Genomic DNA, 25398 nt, shown 5'->3' on the forward strand with positions numbered 1-25398 from the left:
CAAGTAGGAAAATAGCCATCTAAAACATGATAATTTGGTAGATTTATTATAGATAATTTAACTAAAATAATGGATAGGTATAGTGAGGATTAAATATTTATAAATAGCCAATGATATTAAAAAAGAATCATTGGCTTATGTTATAATTAGGTAATAATAAAGGAAGAAAGTAATTATAAGAGATTGTGAAATATATAAGGATATTTAAAGGTTAGGAAGTGAGATTTTGGGAATTAGATTTATTTACGGTAGAGCAGGTACAGGTAAGAGTTATACCTGTATTGAAGAAATCTATGAAAAATCCTTTGATAATAAAGCTCCATTAATATTAATAGTTCCAGAGCAGTTATCCTTTAGAGCAGAAAAGGCTCTCATTGAAAGGATTGGTGCCACTGGAATAAATAATGTACATCTTTTAAGTTTTAAAAGATTAGCGTTTACTATTTTTAATGAAGTTGGTGGAGTAACTCATAAGTACATGAATGATACAGGAAAAGCAATAATTGTAGGAAGAGCTATAGATGAGGCAAAAGATAAACTTAGCATATTTAAACAAGCTACAAAACAAAAAGGTTTTATAGATAAAATCATAGGAGTACTTACCGAATTTAAAAGACATAAAATTACTCCACAGACTCTTAAAGATTTAAAGGAAAATGTGGATGAAAGTTCACTACTAGTGGATAAGTTAAGTGATATTGAAGCAATTTATTCAAAGTTTCAAGATAAACTTAGTGAAGGATATTTTGATCCTGAAGATAATTTAACCATTTTAAAAGGAAAGATTGAAGAAAGTAGGTTTTTAAAGGGAGCAGAGGTGTGGATAGATGAATTTAGTGGCTTCACTCCTCAGCAATATGACATCATAGGAAAACTTTTAAGAGTTTGTGCCAATGTCAATATAACAATACCTTATGGTGGGGATGAGGTCACGGATAAAAATGAGGATACTAATCCTTTTTATCCAATTTATACTACAGAAGAAAAGCTTACAAAACTTGCGCAAGATTATGGATACTATCCTAAAAATAATCTTCATTTACACATTGGACATAGATTTAAAGAAAGTGAGGAATTGTCCTTCTTAGAGGAAAACTACTTTAATAATAGGGGGAAAGCATTAAAAGCTCCTACAAAAAATATAAGTATATTTAAAGCTCAGAATCCCTATGGAGAAGTAGAATATGTAGCCAAGGAAATCTTGAAACTAATTAGAGAGAAGGACTTTAGATATAAGGACATTATAGTTATAAGTAGAGATTTGGAAAATTATAAGGACATAGTTAGGGTAATATTTGAAGAATATGAGATTCCATTTTTTATTGATGATAAGGAAGATATAGCTTCAAATCCACTGGTTGTATATATTACTTCACTTTTAAACATATTTTCTAAAGGCTTTAGAGATAATTCCATAGTTAATTATTTTAAAAGTGGTTTTGCAAATTTATCACCATCAGAAGTAGATTTACTAGAGAATTATGTTCTAGAGTATGGCATTAAAACTAGGAAAAAGTGGATAGATGATAATGAGGAGTATTGGAGAGAAAGCTCTAAGTATGAGAATATAATAGAGATAAAAAATAAAGGAATAGAGCCTCTCATTAAATTAGAGGAGAAATTAAAAGGTAAACATAAGGTTAAAGATATTTGCTCAAGTATTTATAAATTCTTAGTTGATAATAGAGTTTATGAAAATGTCAATGAATATATAGAGAAATTTAAAAGAGATAATAATCTTTTATTAGTGGATGAGTATAGTAGTATCTGGAATATGCTTATTGAGCTTTTAGATCAGTTTGTAGATATTCTTGGAGAAGAAGTGGTGACCATTGAAGAGTTTAATAATATCCTATCTATGGGGATATCCCATAATAAAATGGGGTTAATTCCTACATCTATGGATCAAGTAGTAGTAGGAAGTGCTGAGAGAATAAAGGCTCAAGAGGTAAAGGTAGCCATAGTTGTTGGTGTAAATGATGGGGTACTTCCAAGGATTACAGGAGATGAAGGTCTATTTAATGATAATGATAGAATAGTGTTTAAAAATAATAATATAAGTGTGGCAGATAATAGTTTTGAACTAGCCTTTGGAGAACAATATTTAATATACAATTTGCTAAGTATTGCAAGTAATCTATTATATATTACTTATCCAATTGCTGATTTAGAAGGAAAGACTAAGAGATATTCCATGGTGATTCCAAGGCTAAAAGCCTTATTTCCTAATGTTTTGGAGAATACAGATATATTAAAGGATGAAGTAGGAGAAGATGAAAAAGGTATAGTAGGAAAGACTCCTACCTTTAATAATTTAATAAAAAAGCTCCATGAATATATAGAGAAAGATGAGATAACAGACCTTTGGAAGGAGATATATAGATATTATTATAAGGAGCCAGAATATAGAGAAAAACTTCTTAAGGTAATAAGTGGCTTTACTTATAAAAATCATATAGAAGCCATAGGTAAAGATAAAATAAGGCAATTATATGGGAAAAGTCTTAGTGTGTCTAAAATAGAAGCCTATGCCAATTGTTCCTTTGGTTATTTTGTAAAGTATGGTCTTAAAGCTAAGGAAAGAAAGATTTATACCTTTGCACCCCTGGATTTTGGAAATCTAATTCATGAAGGCCTTGAAAAGTTTTCTAAAAGAGTAGAGAAAGAAAAAGCCGCATGGGGAACTTTAGATAAAGAATTTTGCGAAAGGGTTATAAGTGATGTTATTGGAGAGCTTATAAACTCCGAGGAACATAGAATATTAAAAAGTTCTAAGAGATATGAATATATAGCTACAAGGGTAAAAAGAATTTTATATAGAATGGTGTTAATCATTAATGAACAGATGGAAAGGGGAACTTTTCAACCTCTTGGCTATGAAATTTCCTTTGGTTTTGAAAAAGACGATTATTATCCACCTATACCAATAACTTTATCCACAGGAGAAGTAGTAAAATTACAAGGAAAGATTGATAGAGTGGATAAAACCTCAATAGATGGGGTTAATTATTATAGAGTTGTGGATTATAAAACAGGAAAAATAGACTTAGATATAAATGATGTATATAATGGTTTAAAAATTCAGTTACTAACTTATTTAGATGCAATTTTAACCCTTGAGCAAGAGAAAATGTCTAAAAATCCAGTGGTATCAGAAGGAAAAGGAAGAACTATGCCAGGAGCTATGGTATATCTTTCTGTGGATGATCCAATAATGGATGGGTCTAAAAAACTTACCATGGAGAATTTAGAAGAAGAAGTATTAAAGGCGTTAAAAATGAAGGGAATCGTCATAAGAGATTTAAAGGTAATTAAGGAAATGGATAAAACCATAGAAAAAGGGGGAACCTCTTCCATAATTCCTGTAGCTTTAAATAAACCCAAAAAGGGTAGTAATGAAGCCGAATTTTCAAAGAATAATAGCTCAGTGATAACCTATGAAGGTTTTAACGTGCTAAGAAGTCACATGAAGGAAAAGGTTAGAGAAATCTGTGAAGATATGTTAGAGGGAATTATAGAAGTAACTCCATGTAAAAACGGAAAAAGCTATTACTGTGAATTTTGTGAGTTTTCTTCTATATGTCAGTTTGATGAAACCATGGGGATTAATAATTTTAAAGTAATGCCTAGAAGAAATAAAAAAGAACTTCTTCAGCAGCTTGAAGTAGAGGGAAAAGGAGGTGAAGGTAATGAGTAGTGTAAAGTGGACAGAGGACCAACAAAAGGCCATTGATATTAGATATAGAAACACATTAGTATCTGCAGCAGCAGGTTCTGGAAAAACTGCAGTTTTAGTTGAAAGAATTATAAAAATTATCACAGATAGAGATAATCCTGTGGATATTGATAAATTACTTATAGTAACCTTCACTAATGCAGCAGCGGCAGAGATGAGAGAACGTATAGGAGAAGCTATTAATAATAGAATTAAAGAGGAGCCTAATAATAGAAACCTCCAAACTCAATTAATACTTCTTAATAAGGCAAGTATATCAACTCTTCACTCCTTTTGTTTAAACCTAATTAAAAATAACTTTCATCAATTAGATATAGAACCAAACTTTAGAGTTGGGGATACTACGGAGATAAATCTTTTAAAGGTAGAAGCCCTAGAAGAACTTATGGAAGGGAAATATATTGAAGGAAAAGAGGAATTTATAGAGCTAGTAGAGAGTTATTGTGATAATAAAAGTGATAGAGCTTTGGCAGAAATGGTGCTAAGATTATATAACTTTTCTATGAGTATGGGTGCTCCTGTCGCTTGGTTAAAAGCCAAAGCTGAAATTTTCAATGTGGGTGAAGATTTTTCCTTTGAAAAATTACCTTTTAAGGATGCCTTACTAAAGGAATTAAGAGAAGATATAATAAATGCTTTAGAGATAAATAATGAAGGGTTAGATTTTGTACTAAATAATCCTATTACTTATAAATATAAGGATACGTTTGAAAATGATGGAGAAATATTAGAGAGAACTTTAACAATAATTGAAGGTGAACTAAAGGAAGATAGACAATACATTGAAGAAACTGGTTTTGGAAGAATTCCAACTTTAACAAAGTTAACAGAGGAAGAGAAAGTAATACAAAAAAAAGCCAAGGATTTAAGAGATGCTGCTAAGGAAATATATGTGGAGGTAAAGAGTAAGATATTAAATGCTACTTCTGAGGAAAATATTAAAATTACTAAAAAACTTTATCCACTAATGAAGGAGCTAACAAACCTAGTAATAGAATTTAAAGATATTTTTGATAAGAAAAAGAGAGAAAGAGGTATCATAGATTTCAATGACCAGGAACATTTTGCCCTTGAAATTTTAAGAGATAAGGAAGATAAAAATAAACCATCAAGCATTGCTTTAGAGCTTAAAGATAAATTTGAAGAAATACTAGTAGATGAATATCAAGATTCAAATAGTGTTCAGGAAGAAATAATCAATCTTATTTGTAGAACAGAAAAGGATACAAGAAACGTATTCATGGTTGGAGACTTAAAACAAAGTATATATAGGTTTAGAATGGCAAAGCCCGAGCTATTTAAAAATAAGAAGGAAACCTACACTAAAAATGGAGATGATTATAATGCTCTTATTACTCTCCATAAAAATTTTAGAAGTAGAAGAGAGGTTATAGACGGGATAAACTATATCTTTAATGCTGTTATGAGTGAGGATGTAGGGGAACTAGCCTATGATGAAAGTGAAGAGCTAAAGGTTGGAGCCAGTTATAAAGAGTTTTCAGGTGAAGGTAATATTGGTGGAGAGGTGGAATTTAACCTTATAAACCTTGATTATGAAGATGTTGAAGCTAATGAAAATAATGAAATAGAAGAAGAGCTTCAAGAACAAAGTGATATCACAAATAGTGAGGAAGAACTGGATAAAGAAGAACTAGATTCCATGCAGCTAGAGGCTAGATTCGTGGCAAAACGAATAAGAGAGTTAATGGAGCATCACGGGGAAAATTCATTAAAGGTATATGATAAGAACTTAGATGATTATAGAAGAGCTACCTATAAGGATATGGTTATTCTTTTAAGGTCAAGTAATAAGCTTTCTCCTATATTTATAGAAGAATTCAAAAGAGTAGGAATTCCTCTTTTCTCAGAAGGGGGAGGGGGGTATTTTGATACTCTTGAAGTAAAGACAGTTATAAGTGCTTTAGAAATTATAGATAATATAGTACAAGATATTCCTCTAATTGCTGTATTAAGGTCACCTATTGGTGGATTCACTACAGAAGAGTTAGCAGATATAAGAATTTCTAATAAAAATGTGAGTTTTTATCATGCCATGGTAGGCCTTTTAGATTATGAGAAAAAGGATTATGAAGATGAAAACCTTAGTGATACCCTTAAAGAAATCTATAATAATACCGCTCTAAAAATAAAAATAAAAACTTTCCTAGATAAAATAAATAACTGGAGATTAGAAAGTAAATATACCCCTATAAATCAGCTCATATGGGAAATCATAACGGATACAGGCTACTACGGTTATGTGGGAGCATTGCCTGGAGGAGAGCAAAGACAGGCTAACTTAAAAATTTTGTTTAAGAGAGCTAAGGATTTTGAAAGAACTAGCTATAGAGGATTATATAACTTTATAAACTTTATAAGTAATATAAAAACTAGTAGTGAAGATATGGGAAGTGCTAAAATCATAGGAGAAAATGAAGATGTAGTAAGAATCATGAGTATTCATAAAAGTAAGGGCTTAGAGTTTCCTATAGTATTTCTTTGCGGTCTTGGAAAGAGGTTTAATGAAGGTGATTTAAAAGGCAAGATACTATTCCACCATGAATTAGGTTTTGGACCTACTTATATTGATTTAGATAATAGAGTTAGTTATAACACATCTCAAAGGGAGTTTATAAGCAAAAAAATTCAAGGGGAAAACAAGTCAGAAGAGATGAGACTTTTATATGTTGCCCTAACTAGAGCAAAGGAAAAATTAATCTTAGTTGGAAGTGGTAAGGCTCTAGATAAGAAAATTGAAAAATGGTCTGGGGCAGGTATAGATGAAAATGGAAGTATAAAATCAACCTATGTAAAAAATCAAAAAAATTACCTGGATTGGATAGGAGCTTCTCTTATAAATCATAAAGCTGGAGAACCCCTAAGGCATTATAATGAAAATATTATAAATGAAGATTTCAAAGAAGATCATAGTAGGTTTAAGGTAGCTATATATCCTAGAGAAATTTTTCAAGAAATAGAGGATGCAGCCTTAGAAGAAGTGCCGGTAAAGGAAAAAATAAATAAACTTTTAGATAATGCTGATGAAAATATAAGTAAAGATTATTATAAAGTAATTAAAGAAAGATTAGAATTTACTTATAAATATGAGGAAGCAACAAAGCTGCCTACGGTAATAACTGTTACAGAGTTAAAAGAGCTTCACAATAAGGTACAAGAAACCAATAGAGAAAATAATCTATATATAGAAGGTGATGGTTTAGATGAAGATAACTATAAAACTATAACCTATGGAGATGAAGTAGAAGGACCGAGAAAGTTTAGGCCTCTAATGCAAACACCACTATTTCTTCAAGAAAAAAAAGGATTAACTCCATCAGAGGTGGGAACTGCTTATCACAATATAATGCAAAGATTAGACCTAAGTGGTGACCTTGCTAAAGATGACATTACAAGGCAAATTAATACCATGGTAGAGAAGGAGCTAATAACCTTTGAAGCAGCAAAATCAGTTAAGGTAGATAAAATTCTTAAGTTTTTACAGAGTAACATAGGAAAAAAAGTAATAGAAGCTTTTAAAGAAAACTCTTTAAAAAGAGAGCTGCCTTTTAGAGTGGAAATCAATGCTTCTACTATTTATCCTAATGTTAGTAAAGAAACTTACTTAGAAGAAAAGATGCTTTTAAGAGGAGTTATAGACTGTTACTTTGAAGAGGGAGAAGAAGGGATTATTTTAGACTATAAAACTGATTATGTAAAACCAGATAATATAGAAGAAATTAAAGAAAGATATAAAGTGCAATTAGATTATTATAGTAAAGCTATAAAAGATGCCTTTAAGAAAGAAAAAGTAAAGAAATACTTATACTTATTTTCACTAGATAAAGAAGTTGAAGTAGAATAAAGTAAGATAGTTTTTAATACTAGATATAATTATTTGATTGAAAGAGGGATACTATGATTGATAGATATATCTTAATGGATAAAGACCTTGAAGTGGGTGAATTAACCTATAATGTCGCTGATAAAAAGTTTAGTTTTAATAGGTATGAAAATGTAACAAATAGAACTCATCTTCCCTTGGGAATGTACAGCTATATAAATTGGAATCATAATTACAAACCTACCCATGATGATATAGTATTTTGGCTATCAGATAGAGTGGTTCCAAAGGAAAGACAAAATATAGATGAAATACTTAGAGTTATGGGATTAATAGATTATGATATGTGGGAGTTATGTAGAAGAACAAGAGCCATGTGTATGGAAGATTACTTTTGGCTTAGTAAGGGTGAGAAATTTGAAGAAGTTCATATAAGATATTTATCTGAGCATGGAAGAATAAAAGAAACTCCAATACCTTTTCCAGTAGAGGAATATCCCCCAGAATATATTGTAACTAAGGATGGAAAGATAACAAAAAATTTAGTGAGGTAAGAACCTCACTAATTTTTTTGTAGTAAATTAACCTTTTAAAAAGGAATTTTATGTATTTTGTAGAATAAGTTATTCAATTAAAGTATTGGAGTTGAGTACTTATGGAAGAGGTAAATAAAACACTAGTAACTTCATTGTATAATAAAATAAACTTGTATCTAGATATTGTAGAGATATTTGAATATTTACAGAAAGAGTTTTTAAGCTATTTTAAATATGATAGCTCTATTACAGAGTCTATGACAAAGGAATTCATTGGTGATTTTAATACCTTTGTTATAGTAGAAGAAAAGGAAAGAATTGAAGAGGTTTTTCATAAAGTATATACTAGTGAAGATCATAAGGTAAGTAGCCATGCTTTAAGTAAGGAAGTAAAAATAGATAAGAAATTCATCCATGATATTTTAGATAGTATAGAAAAAAATATAAATTCTAGGTTAAATCTATTTAAAAAGAAATGTGAGCTAGAGGTGTATACATTTCACATGAAGCATGATGAGAAAGAAATATATAATGAACTAAATAGATATATTTATGAGGATATGGAAGGGATATTATCATACATAGAAATAGGAGTTGTTCAGCTTAAAAACATTGTAATGAATGCTTTAAATGAAGAAATAAAGTCTTATCATAGGTTTATTTGGAATACAGTCAAAGAATTAATAATTGATTTAAGGGGAAAAGATACCTTAAATAAGGGTGATATTTCAGATAAAATAATTATTAAAGAAGATGAGATTTTATATTCCTTAGATATATTAAAAGAAAAGATATCAGAAGTAGTAAGGAAAGAATTTATAGAAGTACTACTTAACTTAATTAATGAAGCCTTTGGAGATGAATTTACTAAAAGAATAAAAGTTTATAAAAAAGAATTAAATAAATATTTAGCCAAAGAAATTTGTGAATCAAATTTAACTAAAATAGAATCAGTAGGATATGCAACTACTTACGATAATTCTATGAAAAATAGAGAATATACCATAGGATATAAGGTGTTTTCCTTAGAGCATGACTTTTTAAATATGATGATGAATATAAGTAAATTTAGCTTTGATGAAATAACAGATGAAATAGAACTCAGTATAAACAGTATATTTTATAATGAATTTACTAGACTAATTTATTATATAAATAGTGAAGAAGAGTTTTATGCCATGTGTAGAAGTTTTCAAGATAAGTTTAATTATATAACTTGTGAAATTATTAAATCTTCATTAAAGTCCATAAAGGATAATTATTATAACTCTATTATAGATATACTCATGGATAATATGAAATCTATCAGTGGTATTAATGTTTTTAAATCTATAGATAGCTACAGAGGAAATATAAAAGTATATAATCAAGGCTTAATTATGGATTTATATAATAAATGGAATAAGATGTATGGTAATTATAATGAGCTAAAGAAGTACTGTATAGATATATCTAATATATTAATTTTAGATGAAAAAGATATTTTAAAGGAGTATTTTCAGTTGGATTTTAAAGAAGATAGTATATTCAAAGGTGAATATTACTGTGACTTTAAGGCATTGGAAAGAAAAAAGGAAGAACTTTATAATAATATAGTTTTAATAAAAGAAAAACTATTAAAGACTCTTCAAGGAGATTTTACAACTTATTTTGATCATTTATTTCAAAGTATAGGAAAAAATTTAGAATATGCAAAATCAGAAGAAAGATATTATAATTTTAAAATTAAACCAAGTGATATGTAAAAAGAGTAGATAAGCTGGTTTGTATGCAGTTTATCTACTCTCGTTTATTATACAAGAAATAGCTAGAGGTAGTTATGTTAGTAGAAATGTGATTATATTTATCATCTTCATGTAGCTTTTTATATTCAAGGGATTTTTCTTTAAAATCTTTATTTCCATCCATGGAGTATAAGGCATCATAGACTATAGATGCATCCAGGTATCTTTTCCTTTCAATAAGAGAAGTAATACATTTATTGAAATGTTTTATAGATACTTTATATTTATTTTGCTTAAAATACACATATCCCATTATGAAATCATAATCAATCCTACTAGATTCTCTTAAGATTCCATAATTAATAGATTTTTTCTTAGTTATAATATCACTTATTTTATTTGTGTTATAAAGTAGTACAAGTTCACAAATTTTAAATATATTTGTAATATTAGGGTCTTCAAATTTATCGAAAACTTCATTAATGGTATCATAGGCTTTATCTATTTCATTTTTATATAGATAGGCATTAAAAAGATTGATATAGCATTTGCCAGATTCAAAGAGATTATCTATATAATAAAAAAAGAATATGGCTTTTTTAATATGTTCAATTGCTTTTTCATAATTTTTAATAGAAAAGTAAGCAATATTCAGATTTGAATGTATAAGTGCAAGAACTGTTGTAGGTATAGTGTCAAGATTATTTTTTAAAAACTCTCCGTAGAAACTAATAGCTTCTTCATATTTGTATGTATAAAGATAATAGGCACCTATATTATTGATAATAATAAAATAAGTTTTTATATTTTTTAAATTATATGCATCTAAGTAATTCAATGCTTTAATGAGATAATTATAATTTTCTACATCAGAAAAGGAATCTATAACTAATCGTCTAAAAGTAGTTATAGCAATAGCTAAGTTTTCTGCATATAAGGGCTTTAAATCATCCCTTAAAAGATAAAAAAGACCTTCACATTTTTCTAGAAGAGCTTTACTTTCTTCTTCTAAATCAAGTTTGTAGTAACTTAATCCTAGATAATAGGTAGTGATAAAGTCATAGGGCGTAATTGTATCTATGATTTTATTATATTCTTTATTTACATATAACTCCTTTAGATTTCTGCTTATGGATGAAACAGATACATTACATGGAGAAGTATCCTCGCATAATAAATCACTCATTGATAGATTTAAAACCTTTGATATATGCGTTAATTGAGGAATTGAAGGATAAATGTAACCATTTTCAATCTTGCTTAAAGTGGTTCTATCAAGAATGTCACAACTTAAATCGTTTTGAGTAAGCCTAGCCCCTTTACGAGAAGTTTTAATTTTAAGTCCAATACTATTTTTCAAAAAATCACCCTTTAAAATTTTTATTTTAACTGAAACTCAATGTTAATAATATTATTATAACTTAAATTAGTAAAATATACTACAAATTGTAACAAAAATATGTATATTATTAAGTAAACTTTATATATTATTAAATAAAAAAATAGAAAATAATGCATAAAATTCGTCATGTGAGCTATTTTCACAAAAATAAAAAAATAAGGATTATAGATAGGAAAATTACAAATAATAAGTAAATAGGAAAGCAAGTTTTATGCAGTAAGAAAACAAGAGAAATATAACAATATTTGAGGTTTTTAGTATATTAAAAAAATATATATAATAGTATTAAATTGAAAGTAAGGAGTGAAAAGTATGAAAACTTATCTATTAAGAGTAAGTAAGATTATTATATGTATGTCAATTATTTTAGGACTTACAGGAGTAATTCTATATGAAAATAATAAACCTTTTGATGGAGAGGTTGCTCTATTAGAGTATTAATATTACATTTTAAAAAATAAAAAGATGTTTAATTATAAAACTTATAGGAGAAACATATGGAGAAAAGGAAGAGAATTTCTAAGAAAGATATTACGTTGATCTTTAGAGCGTTGTTATATATTAAGAACTATAAAATGAAATTTGCTATACTTTTATTATCAATATTTACAGTTATACTCTTGGGGATTATTCAACCATTAGTTTCAGGTAAAATTATTGAAGATTTATCTTTGAAGAATTACGACAATATCAATAATGGATTGGTATTCTTATTAATTATATATGTTGCAAATAGTTTTATAAATTTCATAAAGGGGTATATGGAAAGTGAAATAAGTAATGGAATTATTAAAGATTTAAGACTTGAAATGTATGATAAGATATTAAATTTGTCAATGGATGTATTTAATAGAGTAAAGATTGGTGAATTTATATCTAGATTACAAGGAGATATATACACAGTGGCTAATATTATTACTAGTCAATTGGTAAATATTATAATAAATGTTGTAAATGTATTGGTTTTAGGAATTGTAATATTTAGAATCAACTGGATTTTGGCTTTAATAGTAGTAATTAGTTTTCCGTTAACATATATTTCATTCCTACTATTTGGAAGCAAATTAAGAAAAGAAAATAAAAAATTAATAAAAATAAATGATAATTACTTTACAGTAATGCAACAATCATTATATGGAATCAAACATATTAAGACTTTGGGATTAAAAAAAGAAAACTATAACATATTTAATAAAGTTTCAACCAGTTTAAGGAATAAGCAAGTTTTTATAGCATTAATAACTCTCATTTCTACTAATATTACGATGCTGATAACATGTGTAAACAACATAATTATTTTAGGTGTAGGTGCATTTTTTGTGAAAATGGGTAGTTTAAGCATTCAGTTTTATTTAGCTTTTGGATCATACTCTAATCAATTTTCACAAGCTATTATTTCGCTTACTAAAGTAAACTCAGATATTCAGCAAATGTTAGCTTCCTTAGAAAGAATATTTGATTTATTAGACAATAAGAATCTTTCTCAAGAAGTTTTTGGTAGTAAAGAATTAGATAATATAAAAGGGCAAATAACATTAGAAAATGTGTATTTTGCATATGAAGAAAATAAAGACATACTGCAGAATGTTAGTCTAACAATAAAACCTAATAAACTCACTGTCATAGTAGGCGAAAATGGGTGTGGAAAATCAACAATTTTTAATATATTATCCGGATTGTACAAGGTGAGAGAAGGAAATATATTTATTGATGGAATTGAAATTAATGATATAAGTGAAAAATCATTAAGGAAAAGTATTTATCTTGTGCATCAACAGAGTTTTATGTTTAATTTATCAATCATTGATAACTTTAAAATGGTTAAGCCAGAGGCAAGCATAGATGCGATTATGGATGCTTGTAAATTAGTGGACATGCATGATTATATTATGAACTTACATAGTAAATATGAAACTATTATAGAGGAAAACACGTGTAACTTGTCAGGAGGACAAAAACAAAGGTTGTCTTTAGCTATTTGTTTATTAAAGGATACACCTATAATTCTCCTAGATGAAGTAACTTCAGCTTTAGATATTCAATCAAGGGATATGATAGAAAAAATAATAAAGAATATTTCAAGGAATAAAACAGTTATAGCAATTTCTCATGATATATCCACTATAAAAAATGCAGATGAAGTTATATTATTTAATGAAAATAATAATGTAAATATAATATCCAATGATTCGGATGAAAAAAGGAATGATGATTATTGGAAATTGTTATTATATAGAGCTAATTAACTATAAATGTAAGGAGAATTTTATGGAGTCTAATAAAACTATAACAGTAGCAATTATAGATGGTGGATTGGATCCAAATGAGTTTAATGTAAAGTCAAGTATAGGCTTTAGACTTAATAAGTCAGGTGATATTGAGAAGGTAGATAATCCGAAGATAGAAAATAACCATGGCATAATTGTAGCTAAATGTATTAAGCATATATATGAAAATGTTGAGTTTATTGATTTAAACATACTAGATAGTGAGTTATCTAGTAATGGGTATGTATTTCTTAAAGCTTTACAATATTGTGAAAAAGAGAAGCCTGACATTATTAATTTAAGTTTGGGTACTACCAAAAAAAGATATTTCTTAGCAATGAAAAAAATAATAAAGAGGTTAAATAAACAAAATGTAATAGTGGTAGCTGCTGAGAATAATGGAAAAAGAAAATCGTATCCTGCTAATATAAGAGGTGTTATAGGTGTAAAAGGGAATGAATTAATAGATTGCACAAAATATATTTTTAATAATGGTTTTTATTACACATCAAGTAAATTACCTAAAACATTAATATTAAAGAAACAACATGAAGAAATTCATGGAAATAGTTTAGCATGTGGTTTTATGACAGGACATATTTGTAAGAGTATTAGTGCCATTGAAAAAATTACATTTTAAGGGAGGAAAGATTATGGAAGCAATAGATGTAAAAATGGGTAGTGGTAATTCAAGTTGGACAGGAAATTATGGGGATGGAGATGTGAAATCTATAACATTTTGTGTTACAGAAGATTGTAATTTAGTTTGTAAATATTGTTATATGATAGGAAAAAATCATAAAAAGAAAATGAATTTTCAAATAGCTAAAAAGGCTATAGATTTCATCTTTGATAATCCAAATAAGTTTCCAGAAAAGTCTATAATTTGGGATTTTATTGGAGGTGAACCATTTTTAGAAATAGAGCTTATAGATAAAATATGTGATTACCTAAAGATAAAAATGTTTCTTTTAAGACCTAGTTGGTTTGATTCATATAGATTTAGTTTTTCAAGTAATGGGTTACTATATGCAACAGATAAAGTTCAAAAATATATTAAAAAAAATAAATCACATTTATCAATTGGAATAAGTATAGATGGAAATAAGGAAAAACATGATTTACAAAGAGTTTTTCAAAATGGAGAAGGATCATATGATAAGGTAATGGAAAACGTTAAGTTGTGGAAAACTCAGTTTCAAGGTAATAGTACTAAAGCCACATTTTCAAGTGATGATTTACCGCTTCTTAAGGATAGTATAATAAGTTTATGGGAGAATGGAATAGAAGATGTCTCAGCTAATGTGGTATTTGAAGATGTTTGGAAGGAAAATGATGACAAAATATTAGAAAGTCAACTTGATGATTTAGGAGACTATATATTAAAAAATAAGTTATGGGATAAATACCACGTTAGATTCTTTGATCCATTTATAGGTAATCCATTAAAGGATGATGATAAGAAACATAATTTTTGTGGTTCAGGTAAAATGTTAGCCATAGATTGTGAAGGTAATTTTTATCCTTGTATCAGATTTGTAGATTTTTCTTTATCAAATAGAAGAGGAAGAACTATTGGAAATGCAGATGAAGGTATTAATGAAAATAAATTAAGAGCTTTTAATTGTTTAACTTTAGAAGATCAAAGTGAACAAGAGTGTTTAGAATGTAATATAGCAACAGGTTGTGCACTTTGTACAGGCTTTAACTATGATGAAAGTGGATCAATATTTAAAAGATCTACATCGATATGCAAGATGCATAAGGCTACTGTTAGAGCAAACAAAAGATTTTGGAGAAAATATGAAGAGGTTACTGGTAACTTATCACCAAGACGTGATTATGAGAATGTAGAAGATTACAAATATATTCAAATAATGACTTCTGATAATATTGTTCCTCACTGTGATTATAGAAATATATATAAAAATAATGATGTTATGAAGGAAGATATGATTAAGAAAGCAATGGAGTTTTCCATTAATAATGGGTACGAAATTGCATTTTTAGGAGAACCACTAAAATCTATTGAAATAAAAAGTCCAAGTATTATATATATTACAGGTGAAAAGGATAAAAAACTGAGAAATCTAGAACAACATATTGATATATATGATAATGAAGTAAAAGATTCTGATGGAAATATTAAAAATTGTATATTGATAATTAATGAGAACAATATAAAAAAAATAAGTACTTTAATTGAAAAGTTACTTAAAGATAAGGAAAGAGTAAATTTAGTTTTAGAAGGTACAGAGGAGTGGGGACAGAAGCAAATTAATGAATATGACACTGAATTAGATAAAATAGTTGAATTAGTAGTAGAAGAGTATAAGAAAAGTAATTATGTTGAAGTAAATGTTCTAACAGATAGATTGAATTATGAAAAACACTGTAACTGTACAAATGGTAGTAAGACATTTACTCTTGCACCTAATGGTAAGTTTTATATATGCCCTGCGTTTTATTTTAATAATCCTGAAGATTTTATTGGAGATTTAGATAGTGGAATTGTAAATGAAAATGACAGTCTTATGTATGGAGAAAAATCATCCTTATGCAAACAATGCGATGCTTATCAGTGTAAGATATGTAAGTTTATGAACAAAAAATTGACTGAAGAATATATGGTTCCTTCTAAAATTCAGTGTTTAATAAGTACTTATGAGAGAAATAAATCTAAAGAATTGCAGAAGAGATTAATAAAGGCTAAATTGATGTTAAGTAATAGAATTATAAATGATATTAACTGTTTAGATCCATTAGAAAATTTAATATTATGTAATAAATAGTAGGAGGAAATATGATGACATGTAATTGTATAGATAAGTTGAGTGAGAGCGATAAAAAGAAATATATCATTTTAAATGAAAGATTAGCTTCTATAAATGAGTTGAAAGATATAAGAATTGTAAATTTTAATATTAATATAGACATAGATTTTTTAAATAAAAAAGTAAATGAGATAGAACGTAAAACTAGAGAAGAGTTAAAACAAATATATGATTACTATATGTAACTAAAATAAAGTTATTAATTCAACAAATATAAAAAGTTATTACAAAAATTTTTTAGAAAAGAGGAATGTTAAATGAATAATTTATTTTCAAAATCAATTAAAGGTAATAAAAAAGATATTAAGGCTTATTATGTAGATTGTGGTAAAGTATGTTCCATGAATTGTGAATCTGGATGTTCTGGTTCATGTACTGGAACTTGTAAAACATCTTGTGCTTCATTCTGTAGTTCTTTAGTAGTGTTTAAATAAATATTTATATAGTTCTAGAAAAGTTTAAAATTACACAAAAAAGATATTAAAATATATTACTAATTTAGTAATATATGATTAATAACTGTAGTTATGTTGCTATGGATTTTTATAGTATTTATAAATATAGTTGAAATTAATTATGTTCTAATGTAGTAATTTTTAAATTTAATAATTATAATTATTAAAAATATTTGTTGAAATTAAATATAATATGGCTGCAAAAAAATTTAATGTAAAATTTTATTGCAGCTATATTTATATAATACCACTTTATAGTAAAATTAAGTTGAATTACATTATTGTAAAGCTCTAGTAGTTTCAATATTTTTCAGTTGTCATATTATTTTTATTAAGATGTAGCTATTTCAGAAACTTTCCAAACACTTTAAAACATTTTCTAAATATAGATTGTAGTATATCATCTAAATTTAGATATATTGATATTAAATTTTTGATTTTATTGGAATAATGCTTACACAAATTCTAAGAGTAGCTATTGTAAGTATAGATATATGAAAGCTTTTATTAGCAAGGAAATAGTGAAATCCATTCAAGTAACAATTCAAATGATTTTTATAAACTTCTCGTAGAAGAATTTAATTGAACCAATCTATTGGATACAAAGCATTGATGTATTTATCATAATAAAGATTTTTATAGTTTAAAAAAGAAAAAATATTATTATATAATTATGTTAAGTAATTACAAAGTATTTTAATTTAGTATTTTAAATGTTGGGTTAATATGTAAGGTGTATACTTGAGAAATTATTATTTGTTTTAAGATATGTTATACAATCGCAGAATTTAAAGCTAATATTTGTAATAAAGGATAAATTACTGTTTTTAAGGAAGCATTATCATAGAAATTACCATCAAAAATTTTAACATTTAGAGAAATCCTTACGCTATTAGTAATAAGGTCAAATTTGTAAAAATAGTTAAAATGTCAATTTGCAAATCCTACTTAACACTGTGTTTTGTTAAGCAAATTTAAACAGATTTTTTTATGAGACAATATAAGGAGTGAGTTGTTTGTTATTAGTATATTTTATATATTATCTTACTCTATTTTCTTCAGAAATAAGAGTTTTAGGATTACTTTTTACTCTTAGTTTTAAGCCAGAGTTATCGTATATTAGTTCATAATTATGTTTTTTATAAGGTGAACCATCTGGAAGAGTCCTATGATATTAGCACAATATCAATAACTTCTGTAACCATACAATTAAACAGGGTAGCAAGGTCATCTTCAAATTGTTGTTTAGATATTATGAAAATTAATTCAATAAAATAGTAGTAGAAATTTGAAATATCTGTATTAAGATATACAATACCAATAATAGTTTATATTACATTTTTATTATAAAATTAGTACAACTTTTTTGTAAACGATTCAGGAATAAAAACGTTAATATCAAAATTATCAGAAAATAATTTGATGAAACATATATGTAATTTGCCCTAAAATCTTGAAGAACGATTAATTGGTCAAAAACATTAAGTTATTGAATTTTATTAATATAAAACATGCAATTCTCCTTCTTAGTGGATAATATTGTGTATGATTACATTTATTTTCTGATAGTGGAGGAAAAAAGCCTATCTGTTAAAAAGATAGGCAAATAAACGCTTGCAGAATTCTGCAAATTACTAAAATATATTTATAATGGAGGGTATATAATGAGTTTACTTAGAACTAATAATCTAACAAAGAATTATGGGATAAAAGAAACTTTGGTTAGAGCATTAAAGCCTACCAGTATTGAAGTGGAAAAGGGAGAATTTGTTGCCATTATAGGACCAAGTGGTTCAGGGAAAAGTACTTTGCTTCATCTTTTAGCTGGCCTTGATAAACCATCAGCTGGACAAGTGTTTATAAATGATAAAGATATTTATTCCATGAGTGAGAAAGAGATTTCTAGGTATAGAAGGAGAAATATAGGTTTTATCTTTCAAGCTTTTAACCTTATTCCAATTCTTTCAGCAGAAGAAAATATAAAGTTACCTGTACTTATGGATAATAAAAAAGTAGATGAAGCTTATATTAGTGAACTTATGGAAATCCTTGATATTAAAGAGAGAAATAATCATTTACCAGGAGAATTATCAGGAGGTCAGCAGCAAAGAGTATCTATAGCTAGAGCACTAGCTAATAAACCATCAATAATACTTGCAGACGAGCCTACTGGTAATCTAGATAGTAAAAACAGTAAGGAAGTATTAGAGCTTTTAAAGGGAACTATAAAAAAGTATAACCAAACCCTAGTAATGATAACTCATGACAGTGATATTGCTAAAATGGCAGATAGAATCATAACAATTTCTGATGGAATGATAATAGATGATAAGAAGGTGTCTTAATGAAGAGCTTTTGGGGAATAGTACCAAGATATATTATAAAAAATAAAAAAAGGGTATCATCTATAGCTGTAGGGATAGTTCTTGGCATTACCTTAATTATGTCATTATCTATAATTCAAGAAGCGTGGACTAAAGCGTTGATTCAGGCACAAAAGGACTGGCTTGGCGCATATTACGATATAAATATAAGTACGGCAGATGGTAAGACATTGGATAAACTAAAGGTAGATGACGTAGTAAATGATTTAGCAGTTATTCTTCCACTTGGAAGTTTAAAAGTAGAAAACACAAAATATTCTATTGCCATTAGTGGATATGATGAAAATATTGATAGTTTTATGAATATAAAATTTATAGAAGGTCATAAACCAAATTATGACAATGAAATTGCTTTAGAACAATGGATACTGGATTATTTTCCTAAAGAGTACAAGATAGGAGATAAAATCAAGTTAAAATATGAATTGGGTTATGGTTCCAATGAAGAAATAGAAAGTGAATTTACATTAGTAGGTATATTTGATTATAAATGTAGTATGACGGACAATAGTTCAGAGGCTATTGGATGGGTAACTAGAAATTTTGCTGATAAACAACTAGAAAATGAAAAAATACAATATAACGGATTTATAAATTTAAATCCGGAGTATTCTATAAATAAAGGAAATATTGAACTAAGTAACCAAGGCGAATATTCCAATATACATTTCCAAGTTAATTACGAAAAGGTAAACTTATTAAGACAAATAAAAATTTTACATACTATGAGTTATATTTTATTTGTTATTTTTGGAATAGTAGTAAGCATAATTATTTATAATATATTTGCAGTATCTGTAATGGAGAGGAAAAAGCAATTTGGAATTTTAAGAGCTATGGGGTTATCACAAAATAGAATAAAAGCTTTAGTAATAATAGAGGGAGTAGTTATAGGTATAATTTCCATACCTATAGGAATAATTATTGGAAACACCATTACAAAATTATTGATGATATCTTTAGAATATGAAGAGCTTTTTAGTTTATTAGTAATGCCTAAAATAGGAGTGGTATCTTCCGTTGTTATTGGGTTAATTTCTGTTCTTATAGGTACCTATTTCCCATCAAAGAAAGCATCGAAGATATCTCCAATGGAAGCTATAAGTGAAAGTGAAAGTATTAATTTTAAAAAGAATTCACTTTCAGTTGATAATATTAAATTTCATGGTAAAGAAGTTAGATTTTCAAGTACCATGGCAATTATGAATATTAAAAGGAATAAAAAAAAGTTTATAACTTCCATAATATCTTTAAGTGTGACCATTGTATTACTATTATCTTCATATTATTTAATAAAGCAAGCAGATCCAATTGAAAGTTTTAAGAATAGTTATGGAGGTGCAGATTTTAAAATTACAACCAATAATGCAGGGTTAAATAAAGATTCTATAAATAAAATAAGTAATATATATGGAGTAAGCATTCTTTCAAAGATTAAAATTGGATATCCTCAATTATATATTGATAAAGAGATGATAACAGAGGATGGATTAAGCTATTTAGAGAGAAGAAATAAAGGTAATGAAACAGAAAATAGCAATTATAATTTTCCTGCAATTGTCTATGGATATGATGATTTGAATTTAGAAGGTATTAAGGACAACATAATAGAAGGAAGCATAGATAATTCAAATAGTGAACCTACAGTAATTATTGTTCAAGATTTAAATGAATATAATTACACAAACATCAAAGTAGGTGATGAAGTAGAATTACTTTTGGAGAAGTTCAATGATAAAGGTGAAAAAATAGGGGCTTCTACTGAAATATTTAAGGTTAGTGCTATAGTGGATAGTGAAAAATTTAGAGTTTCCGATGGGCGCATTAGTGTTGCAGCTATTCTTAGTGATGGGGATGCAACAAAATACTTAGATATGAATGGATATAATATAATTGATATGGAAGTTGATGAGGGTATAAAATATGAAGAAGCTCAAATCAACTTAGAAAGTACTGTAAAGAAAATGAGAGAAGTAAATCTAGAATCTTATAAGGAAAAGTACGAAGAAATAAAAAAGCAAAATGTTCAAATAAGTTTTGTATTATATAGTTTTATACTTATAGTTGCCACTATAAGTATGATTAACTTAATAAACATTATGAAGATGAATGTGTTAATGAGAAGCAAAGAAATTGGAATGCTGAGGTCCATAGGCTTTGGGATTGATGAAGTAAAGCAAATGATTATGGTTGAAGGAGTGCTATATGGTGCTGTATCAAGTATATGTGGATGTACATTAGGAACGTTATTTACGTATTTCATGCACGTGATAGGTAGAAACACAACTTGGGATTTTCCATTTGCAGTAATATTAATTATATCTTTAGCCACAATAACTGTAACAACGCTATCATCTGTAATTTCTAGTAAGCAACTATTTAAATCAAGCATAGTAGATTCCATTAGAAGTGTAGAATAGAGAATAAATTTAATTTTAGACTTAAGTGAATTACATAATAAATAAGGAAAAATAAAAATAAGCCTCATAATTTTAAAAAATAATTATGAGGTATTTTTGCAAAAATGTTTATAATGTAGATGATAAGAAGGTGTCTTAATGAAGAGCTTTTGGGGAATAGTACCAAGATATATTAAAAAAAGTGGCTCTAGAGTTTTCTTTATGGCAACAGGAATAGTATTATCAATAATGCTGATTGCATCTTTGTCAATAATGAAAGAGTCATATTTAGATTATAAAATTAAAGAAGATATAGAGATTAATGGAGGAAACTATGATATTAGAATTCAAGGAAAAGGATATGGAAATTTAGATAATCTTTATAAAGAAAGTATTATAGACAAGGTATCTCTAGTTACACCTTTAGGAATATCTAAAATTGAGGATTCAAAGTATTCTATTGATATTAGAGGATATGAAGAAAATATAGCTGAATTTATAAATATTGATATAGTGGAAGGACGTAGTCCAAGCTCAGACAATGAAATAGCATTAGAACAATGGATTTTAGACTATCTTCCTAAAAAATATAAAGTAGGAGATAAAATAAAATTAGATTATGATTTAAACTATGAAACTAGTAATGGCTTTAAAAGTTTAAACAGAAGTAATGAATTTACTTTAGTTGGAGTTTTTAAATATACTTCTGCATTAAATTCTGAAGTAGGAAAGGCTTGGGTAACTAGAGAGTTTGCAGATAAAAAAATTAAAGAAAATAAACTTAAAGAAAAAGGGATTGTTTATGAAGGTTATATATACTTAAATCCTAAACATAATATTGCGGATGGAAAACTTTTATTAGATAGTTCTAATGAATATCATAATGTTTTATTCGTTGATAATTCTGGTAAGGAATTTTTCCTACAGGCAATAAAAATTATAAATTTAATATGCAATATTTTATTTATTATTGTGGGGATTGTAGTTAGTATAAATATCTATAATATATTTATGGTTTCCGTAGCTGAAAGGAAAAAAGAATTTGGGATGATAAGAGCTATTGGGGCATCCTCGGGGAGAATAAAATTAATGGTTCTTGCAGAAGGATTAATTTTAGGAGTTATTTTTATTCCTATAGGATTAATTATTGGAAATACAATTACAAAAGGAATAATGATTATTTTAGGATATGAGAGAATCAGTAGTTTATTTACAATACCAGTAAGTGGTATTGTAGTTTCTGTAATTGTAGGATTGTTTTCAATTATATTAGGTTCATATTTACCAGCTAGAAATGCATCAAAGGTATCACCTATGGAAGCAATACAAGGGAATAAAGAAATAAATATTACCAAGAAAAGAATGAGTTTTCAAACTATGTTTTTTGGTGGTAAAGAAATAAAATTTCATACTAAAATTGCAATAACAAATATCAGGCGAAATAAGAAAAAGTTTATAACATCAGTAACTTCATTAAGTATAACTATTATAATGCTTATGTCAGTATTTTATTTGATAGGTGAATCAGATCCTGTAAATAAACTAAAGAATAGTTATGGAGATTCAAAGTTTAAAATTTCATCTTATTCCAATACAGGAATAACAGATAAAGAATTAGAGAAAATTTCTAATATAGAAGGATTAAATATTATTTCCAAGGTCAAAGAGTTAAATGTGGATATGGATATTTCTAAAGAAATGTTAACAACAGAAGGTTATTCTTACTTTAAATCGGAAGGTAAAAAGGATAAATTTAAAGCAAAACAAATTCAAGAAGGTGTATATAGATTTAATCCCAAGGTTTACGGATATAGTAATGAGAATTTGGAAGAATTAAAAAAGTGGGTAATAGATGGAGATATTGATATTAAGGAGATGAATAAACGACCTATTGTAATTCTTATACAAAACTTAAGTTCTTATAATTATACTGAAATTAAATCAGGGGATAAAATAAAAATTGGAGTTACCTTATATGATCAAGAAGGCAATTCTTCAGGCTATTCAAGTGAAGAGTTTGAAGTAGGTGCCATTGTTACTGAAGAAGGAATAACAATAGGGGATGGTATGGCTAAAAATGTTGTTATAGTTAGTAATGATGTAGCAGTAGAGAATTTGCACATGAAAGGATATCAAAAGATTGATGTAGGGCTTGATAAAAATGCTAATTATGATAAAAGTGAATCACAGCTAAGGGGTGTAATAAATAGTATAGCTGATGCAACTATGGAATCATTTAAAGAAAAACTAGAAGAGGTAAAGAAAAATAACATACAGTTAATTTTTATTCTTTATAATTTTGTATTTATTGTAGGAGTAGTTAGTGTAATTAATTTAATAAATATTATGAAGATGAATGTTATCACAAGGAACAAAGAAATTGGAATGATGAGAGCTATAGGACTTGGAGAAGATGAAGTAAAAAGTATGATAAAAACTGAAGGGTTTTTATATGGAATTACAGCAAGTGTTGTTGGGTCTACTTTAGGGAGTTTATTAACTTACATTATTCATAATAAAGTAGTGAATAATGTAGTATGGAAGTTTCCAGTTATAACTATAATAGTTATTTTCGTAGCAACAATTACCATTACAACCTTATCATCTGTACTTTCTAGTAGACAGTTATTTAAAACTAGCATAGTAGATTCCATTAGAAGTGTAGAATAAATAGAATACTATATAATATATTATGTAATATTATATAACTTATAAGTTTGTTTTATATACTTTTAGGTACTAACAGTTTTTTTCATTGAACCAAGTGGTACAATTAACAGAATATAAGTAATATTTTAAATTGAATGGAGTTGGTATTATGTCAGTGGATTTGTTTAAAAGAGCTAATGCTAAGGATTCAGAGTTTAAGGGAAGAAGTGCTGATACAGAAAAATATTATTATAATCACTCTTTTAAAGCAAATATGATAGCTACTGGAATTATTGTTGCTGTAATTTTAGGGTTTATTTACTTACTTATTAGATAATAATACAAAAAGCCTAGAAAGGGTAGTTCCTTTCTAGGCTTTCTTTTTAGTCTTCAATATAATTTAAAAGGTTATTAAAACCTATTCTATAAACAGTAGTTGCAAAGGTCTCCCCTTGGATTTTATGAGCATTATAGAATGATAAAAGTTTATCCATTACCTTAGGGATTTCCTCTATGCCATAAAATTTAGGTAGTATGTGTGGAGGACAGCTTATTTCTGTACTATTAATATATATAGTTAATCCTGTTCCTGCTGAAGATAGGGCTAAGAATGAACAGTTACCAATACAATTTCCACATCTTAAACACTTGTCCTCATGTAGTACTAATTCTTTGTTAATTTTTTCAAGGGCGCCACTAGGACAATATTTAGTACATCTTGTACATGCTATACATTCGCGTTGATTTAAATCTACTTTTGTACCATTAATTATTCCTATTGAATCTTTATATATTTCACTATACTTGTCTACTATATCTATTAGTTTAGTTAAATCACTTTCATTATAATTTTCTGCCGGTGTAGGTAGTGTGCTTCTCTTAAAAATAGACTCACAGTTATCATATAAGAAGCCTTGAACCTTTCTTCTTAATTCTATTGAAGTTTCATCTAATTTTTCATCAAAGGCCTTAGTAATATCTTTAGTATAATTAGTCATAAATATATTCTCCTTTTATAAAATATAATCCCTATAATAATTGTAATATGATTTAATAATAGAATAGCAAAGTATATTATTAGGTTCAAGATTTACTATAAATATAAGTTGAGTAGTATTGTTGTAAATACTTAACAGCTAAGGTATACTTTTATTATCATTAAATGTATTTT

The 25398-nt window shown here is 27.3% G+C and carries 16 protein-coding genes; 14 read left to right on the plus strand and 2 right to left on the minus strand.

Annotated features, from left to right (window positions below):
* The first annotated feature begins 226 nt into the window (after positions 1-226).
* From addB to B3J31_RS05530, 4 genes are all read left to right on the plus strand, one after another.
* The gene (gene addB / locus B3J31_RS05515) at positions 227-3697 is read left to right on the plus strand and encodes a helicase-exonuclease AddAB subunit AddB (protein WP_346873724.1); all 3471 of its coding nucleotides are present in this window, start codon (positions 227-229) and stop codon (positions 3695-3697) included.
* Positions 3690-7598, plus strand: coding sequence for a helicase-exonuclease AddAB subunit AddA (gene addA / locus B3J31_RS05520; RefSeq protein ID WP_346868109.1), 3909 nt, complete (start codon positions 3690-3692; stop codon positions 7596-7598). Before addB ends, addA begins: the two co-directional genes overlap by 8 nt.
* A gap of 53 nt (positions 7599-7651) precedes the next feature.
* A complete protein-coding gene (locus B3J31_RS05525) occupies positions 7652-8131 on the plus strand; it encodes a hypothetical protein (RefSeq protein WP_346868108.1) in 480 nt (159 codons plus the stop codon).
* A gap of 101 nt (positions 8132-8232) precedes the next feature.
* Positions 8233-9858, plus strand: a complete 1626-nt coding sequence (locus B3J31_RS05530) for a hypothetical protein (protein WP_346873725.1) — start codon at positions 8233-8235, stop codon at positions 9856-9858.
* Between the two features lie 34 nt (positions 9859-9892).
* Here the strand turns inward: B3J31_RS05530 and B3J31_RS05535 are convergent, their stop codons facing one another.
* Entirely contained in the window at positions 9893-11197 is a 1305-nt protein-coding gene (locus B3J31_RS05535; RefSeq protein ID WP_346873726.1) for a helix-turn-helix transcriptional regulator, read from the minus strand.
* 354 nt (positions 11198-11551) lie between these two features.
* On the opposite strand from B3J31_RS05535, the gene B3J31_RS05540 reads away from it, so the two are divergent.
* The 10 genes from B3J31_RS05540 (at position 11552) to B3J31_RS05585 (ending at position 24564) form a co-directional block, all read left to right on the plus strand.
* The gene (locus tag B3J31_RS05540; protein ID WP_346873727.1) at positions 11552-11680 is read left to right on the plus strand and encodes a hypothetical protein; all 129 of its coding nucleotides are present in this window, start codon (positions 11552-11554) and stop codon (positions 11678-11680) included.
* Positions 11681-11736: 56 nt separating this feature from the next.
* Positions 11737-13485 (plus strand): ABC transporter ATP-binding protein, encoded by a 1749-nt coding sequence (locus tag B3J31_RS05545; protein WP_346873728.1) that lies wholly within the window; start codon positions 11737-11739, stop codon positions 13483-13485.
* 22 nt (positions 13486-13507) lie between these two features.
* Positions 13508-14146, plus strand: coding sequence for a S8 family serine peptidase (locus tag B3J31_RS05550; RefSeq protein ID WP_346873729.1), 639 nt, complete (start codon positions 13508-13510; stop codon positions 14144-14146).
* A 13-nt stretch (positions 14147-14159) separates the two neighbouring features.
* Complete coding sequence (locus tag B3J31_RS05555) at positions 14160-16298, plus strand: radical SAM peptide maturase, CXXX-repeat target family (RefSeq protein ID WP_346873730.1); 2139 nt, start codon at positions 14160-14162, stop codon at positions 16296-16298.
* An 11-nt stretch (positions 16299-16309) separates the two neighbouring features.
* Positions 16310-16525, plus strand: a complete 216-nt coding sequence (locus B3J31_RS05560; protein WP_346873731.1) for a hypothetical protein — start codon at positions 16310-16312, stop codon at positions 16523-16525.
* A 72-nt stretch (positions 16526-16597) separates the two neighbouring features.
* Entirely contained in the window at positions 16598-16774 is a 177-nt protein-coding gene (locus B3J31_RS05565; RefSeq protein ID WP_167403135.1) for a hypothetical protein, read from the plus strand.
* A gap of 1685 nt (positions 16775-18459) precedes the next feature.
* Positions 18460-19140, plus strand: a complete 681-nt coding sequence (locus B3J31_RS05570; protein WP_346873732.1) for an ABC transporter ATP-binding protein — start codon at positions 18460-18462, stop codon at positions 19138-19140.
* Positions 19140-21599, plus strand: a complete 2460-nt coding sequence (locus B3J31_RS05575; RefSeq protein ID WP_346873733.1) for an ABC transporter permease — start codon at positions 19140-19142, stop codon at positions 21597-21599. The genes B3J31_RS05570 and B3J31_RS05575 overlap by 1 nt, the downstream gene beginning before the upstream one ends.
* 138 nt (positions 21600-21737) lie before the next feature.
* Positions 21738-24248, plus strand: a complete 2511-nt coding sequence (locus tag B3J31_RS05580) for an ABC transporter permease (RefSeq protein WP_346873734.1) — start codon at positions 21738-21740, stop codon at positions 24246-24248.
* Positions 24249-24396: 148 nt separating this feature from the next.
* On the plus strand, positions 24397-24564 hold the full coding sequence (locus B3J31_RS05585; RefSeq protein WP_156964387.1) for a hypothetical protein: 168 nt from the start codon (positions 24397-24399) through the stop codon (positions 24562-24564).
* A 46-nt stretch (positions 24565-24610) separates the two neighbouring features.
* Here B3J31_RS05585 and B3J31_RS05590 read toward each other — a convergent pair whose 3' ends face one another.
* Complete coding sequence (locus tag B3J31_RS05590; protein ID WP_346873735.1) at positions 24611-25225, minus strand: 4Fe-4S dicluster domain-containing protein; 615 nt, start codon at positions 25223-25225, stop codon at positions 24611-24613.
* Positions 25226-25398 lie beyond the last annotated feature (173 nt).

The sequence above is a fragment of the Clostridium sp. UBA5988 genome, assembly GCF_002435615.1.
GTDB classification, from domain to species: domain Bacteria; phylum Bacillota; class Clostridia; order Clostridiales; family Clostridiaceae; genus Clostridium_J; species Clostridium_J sulfidigenes.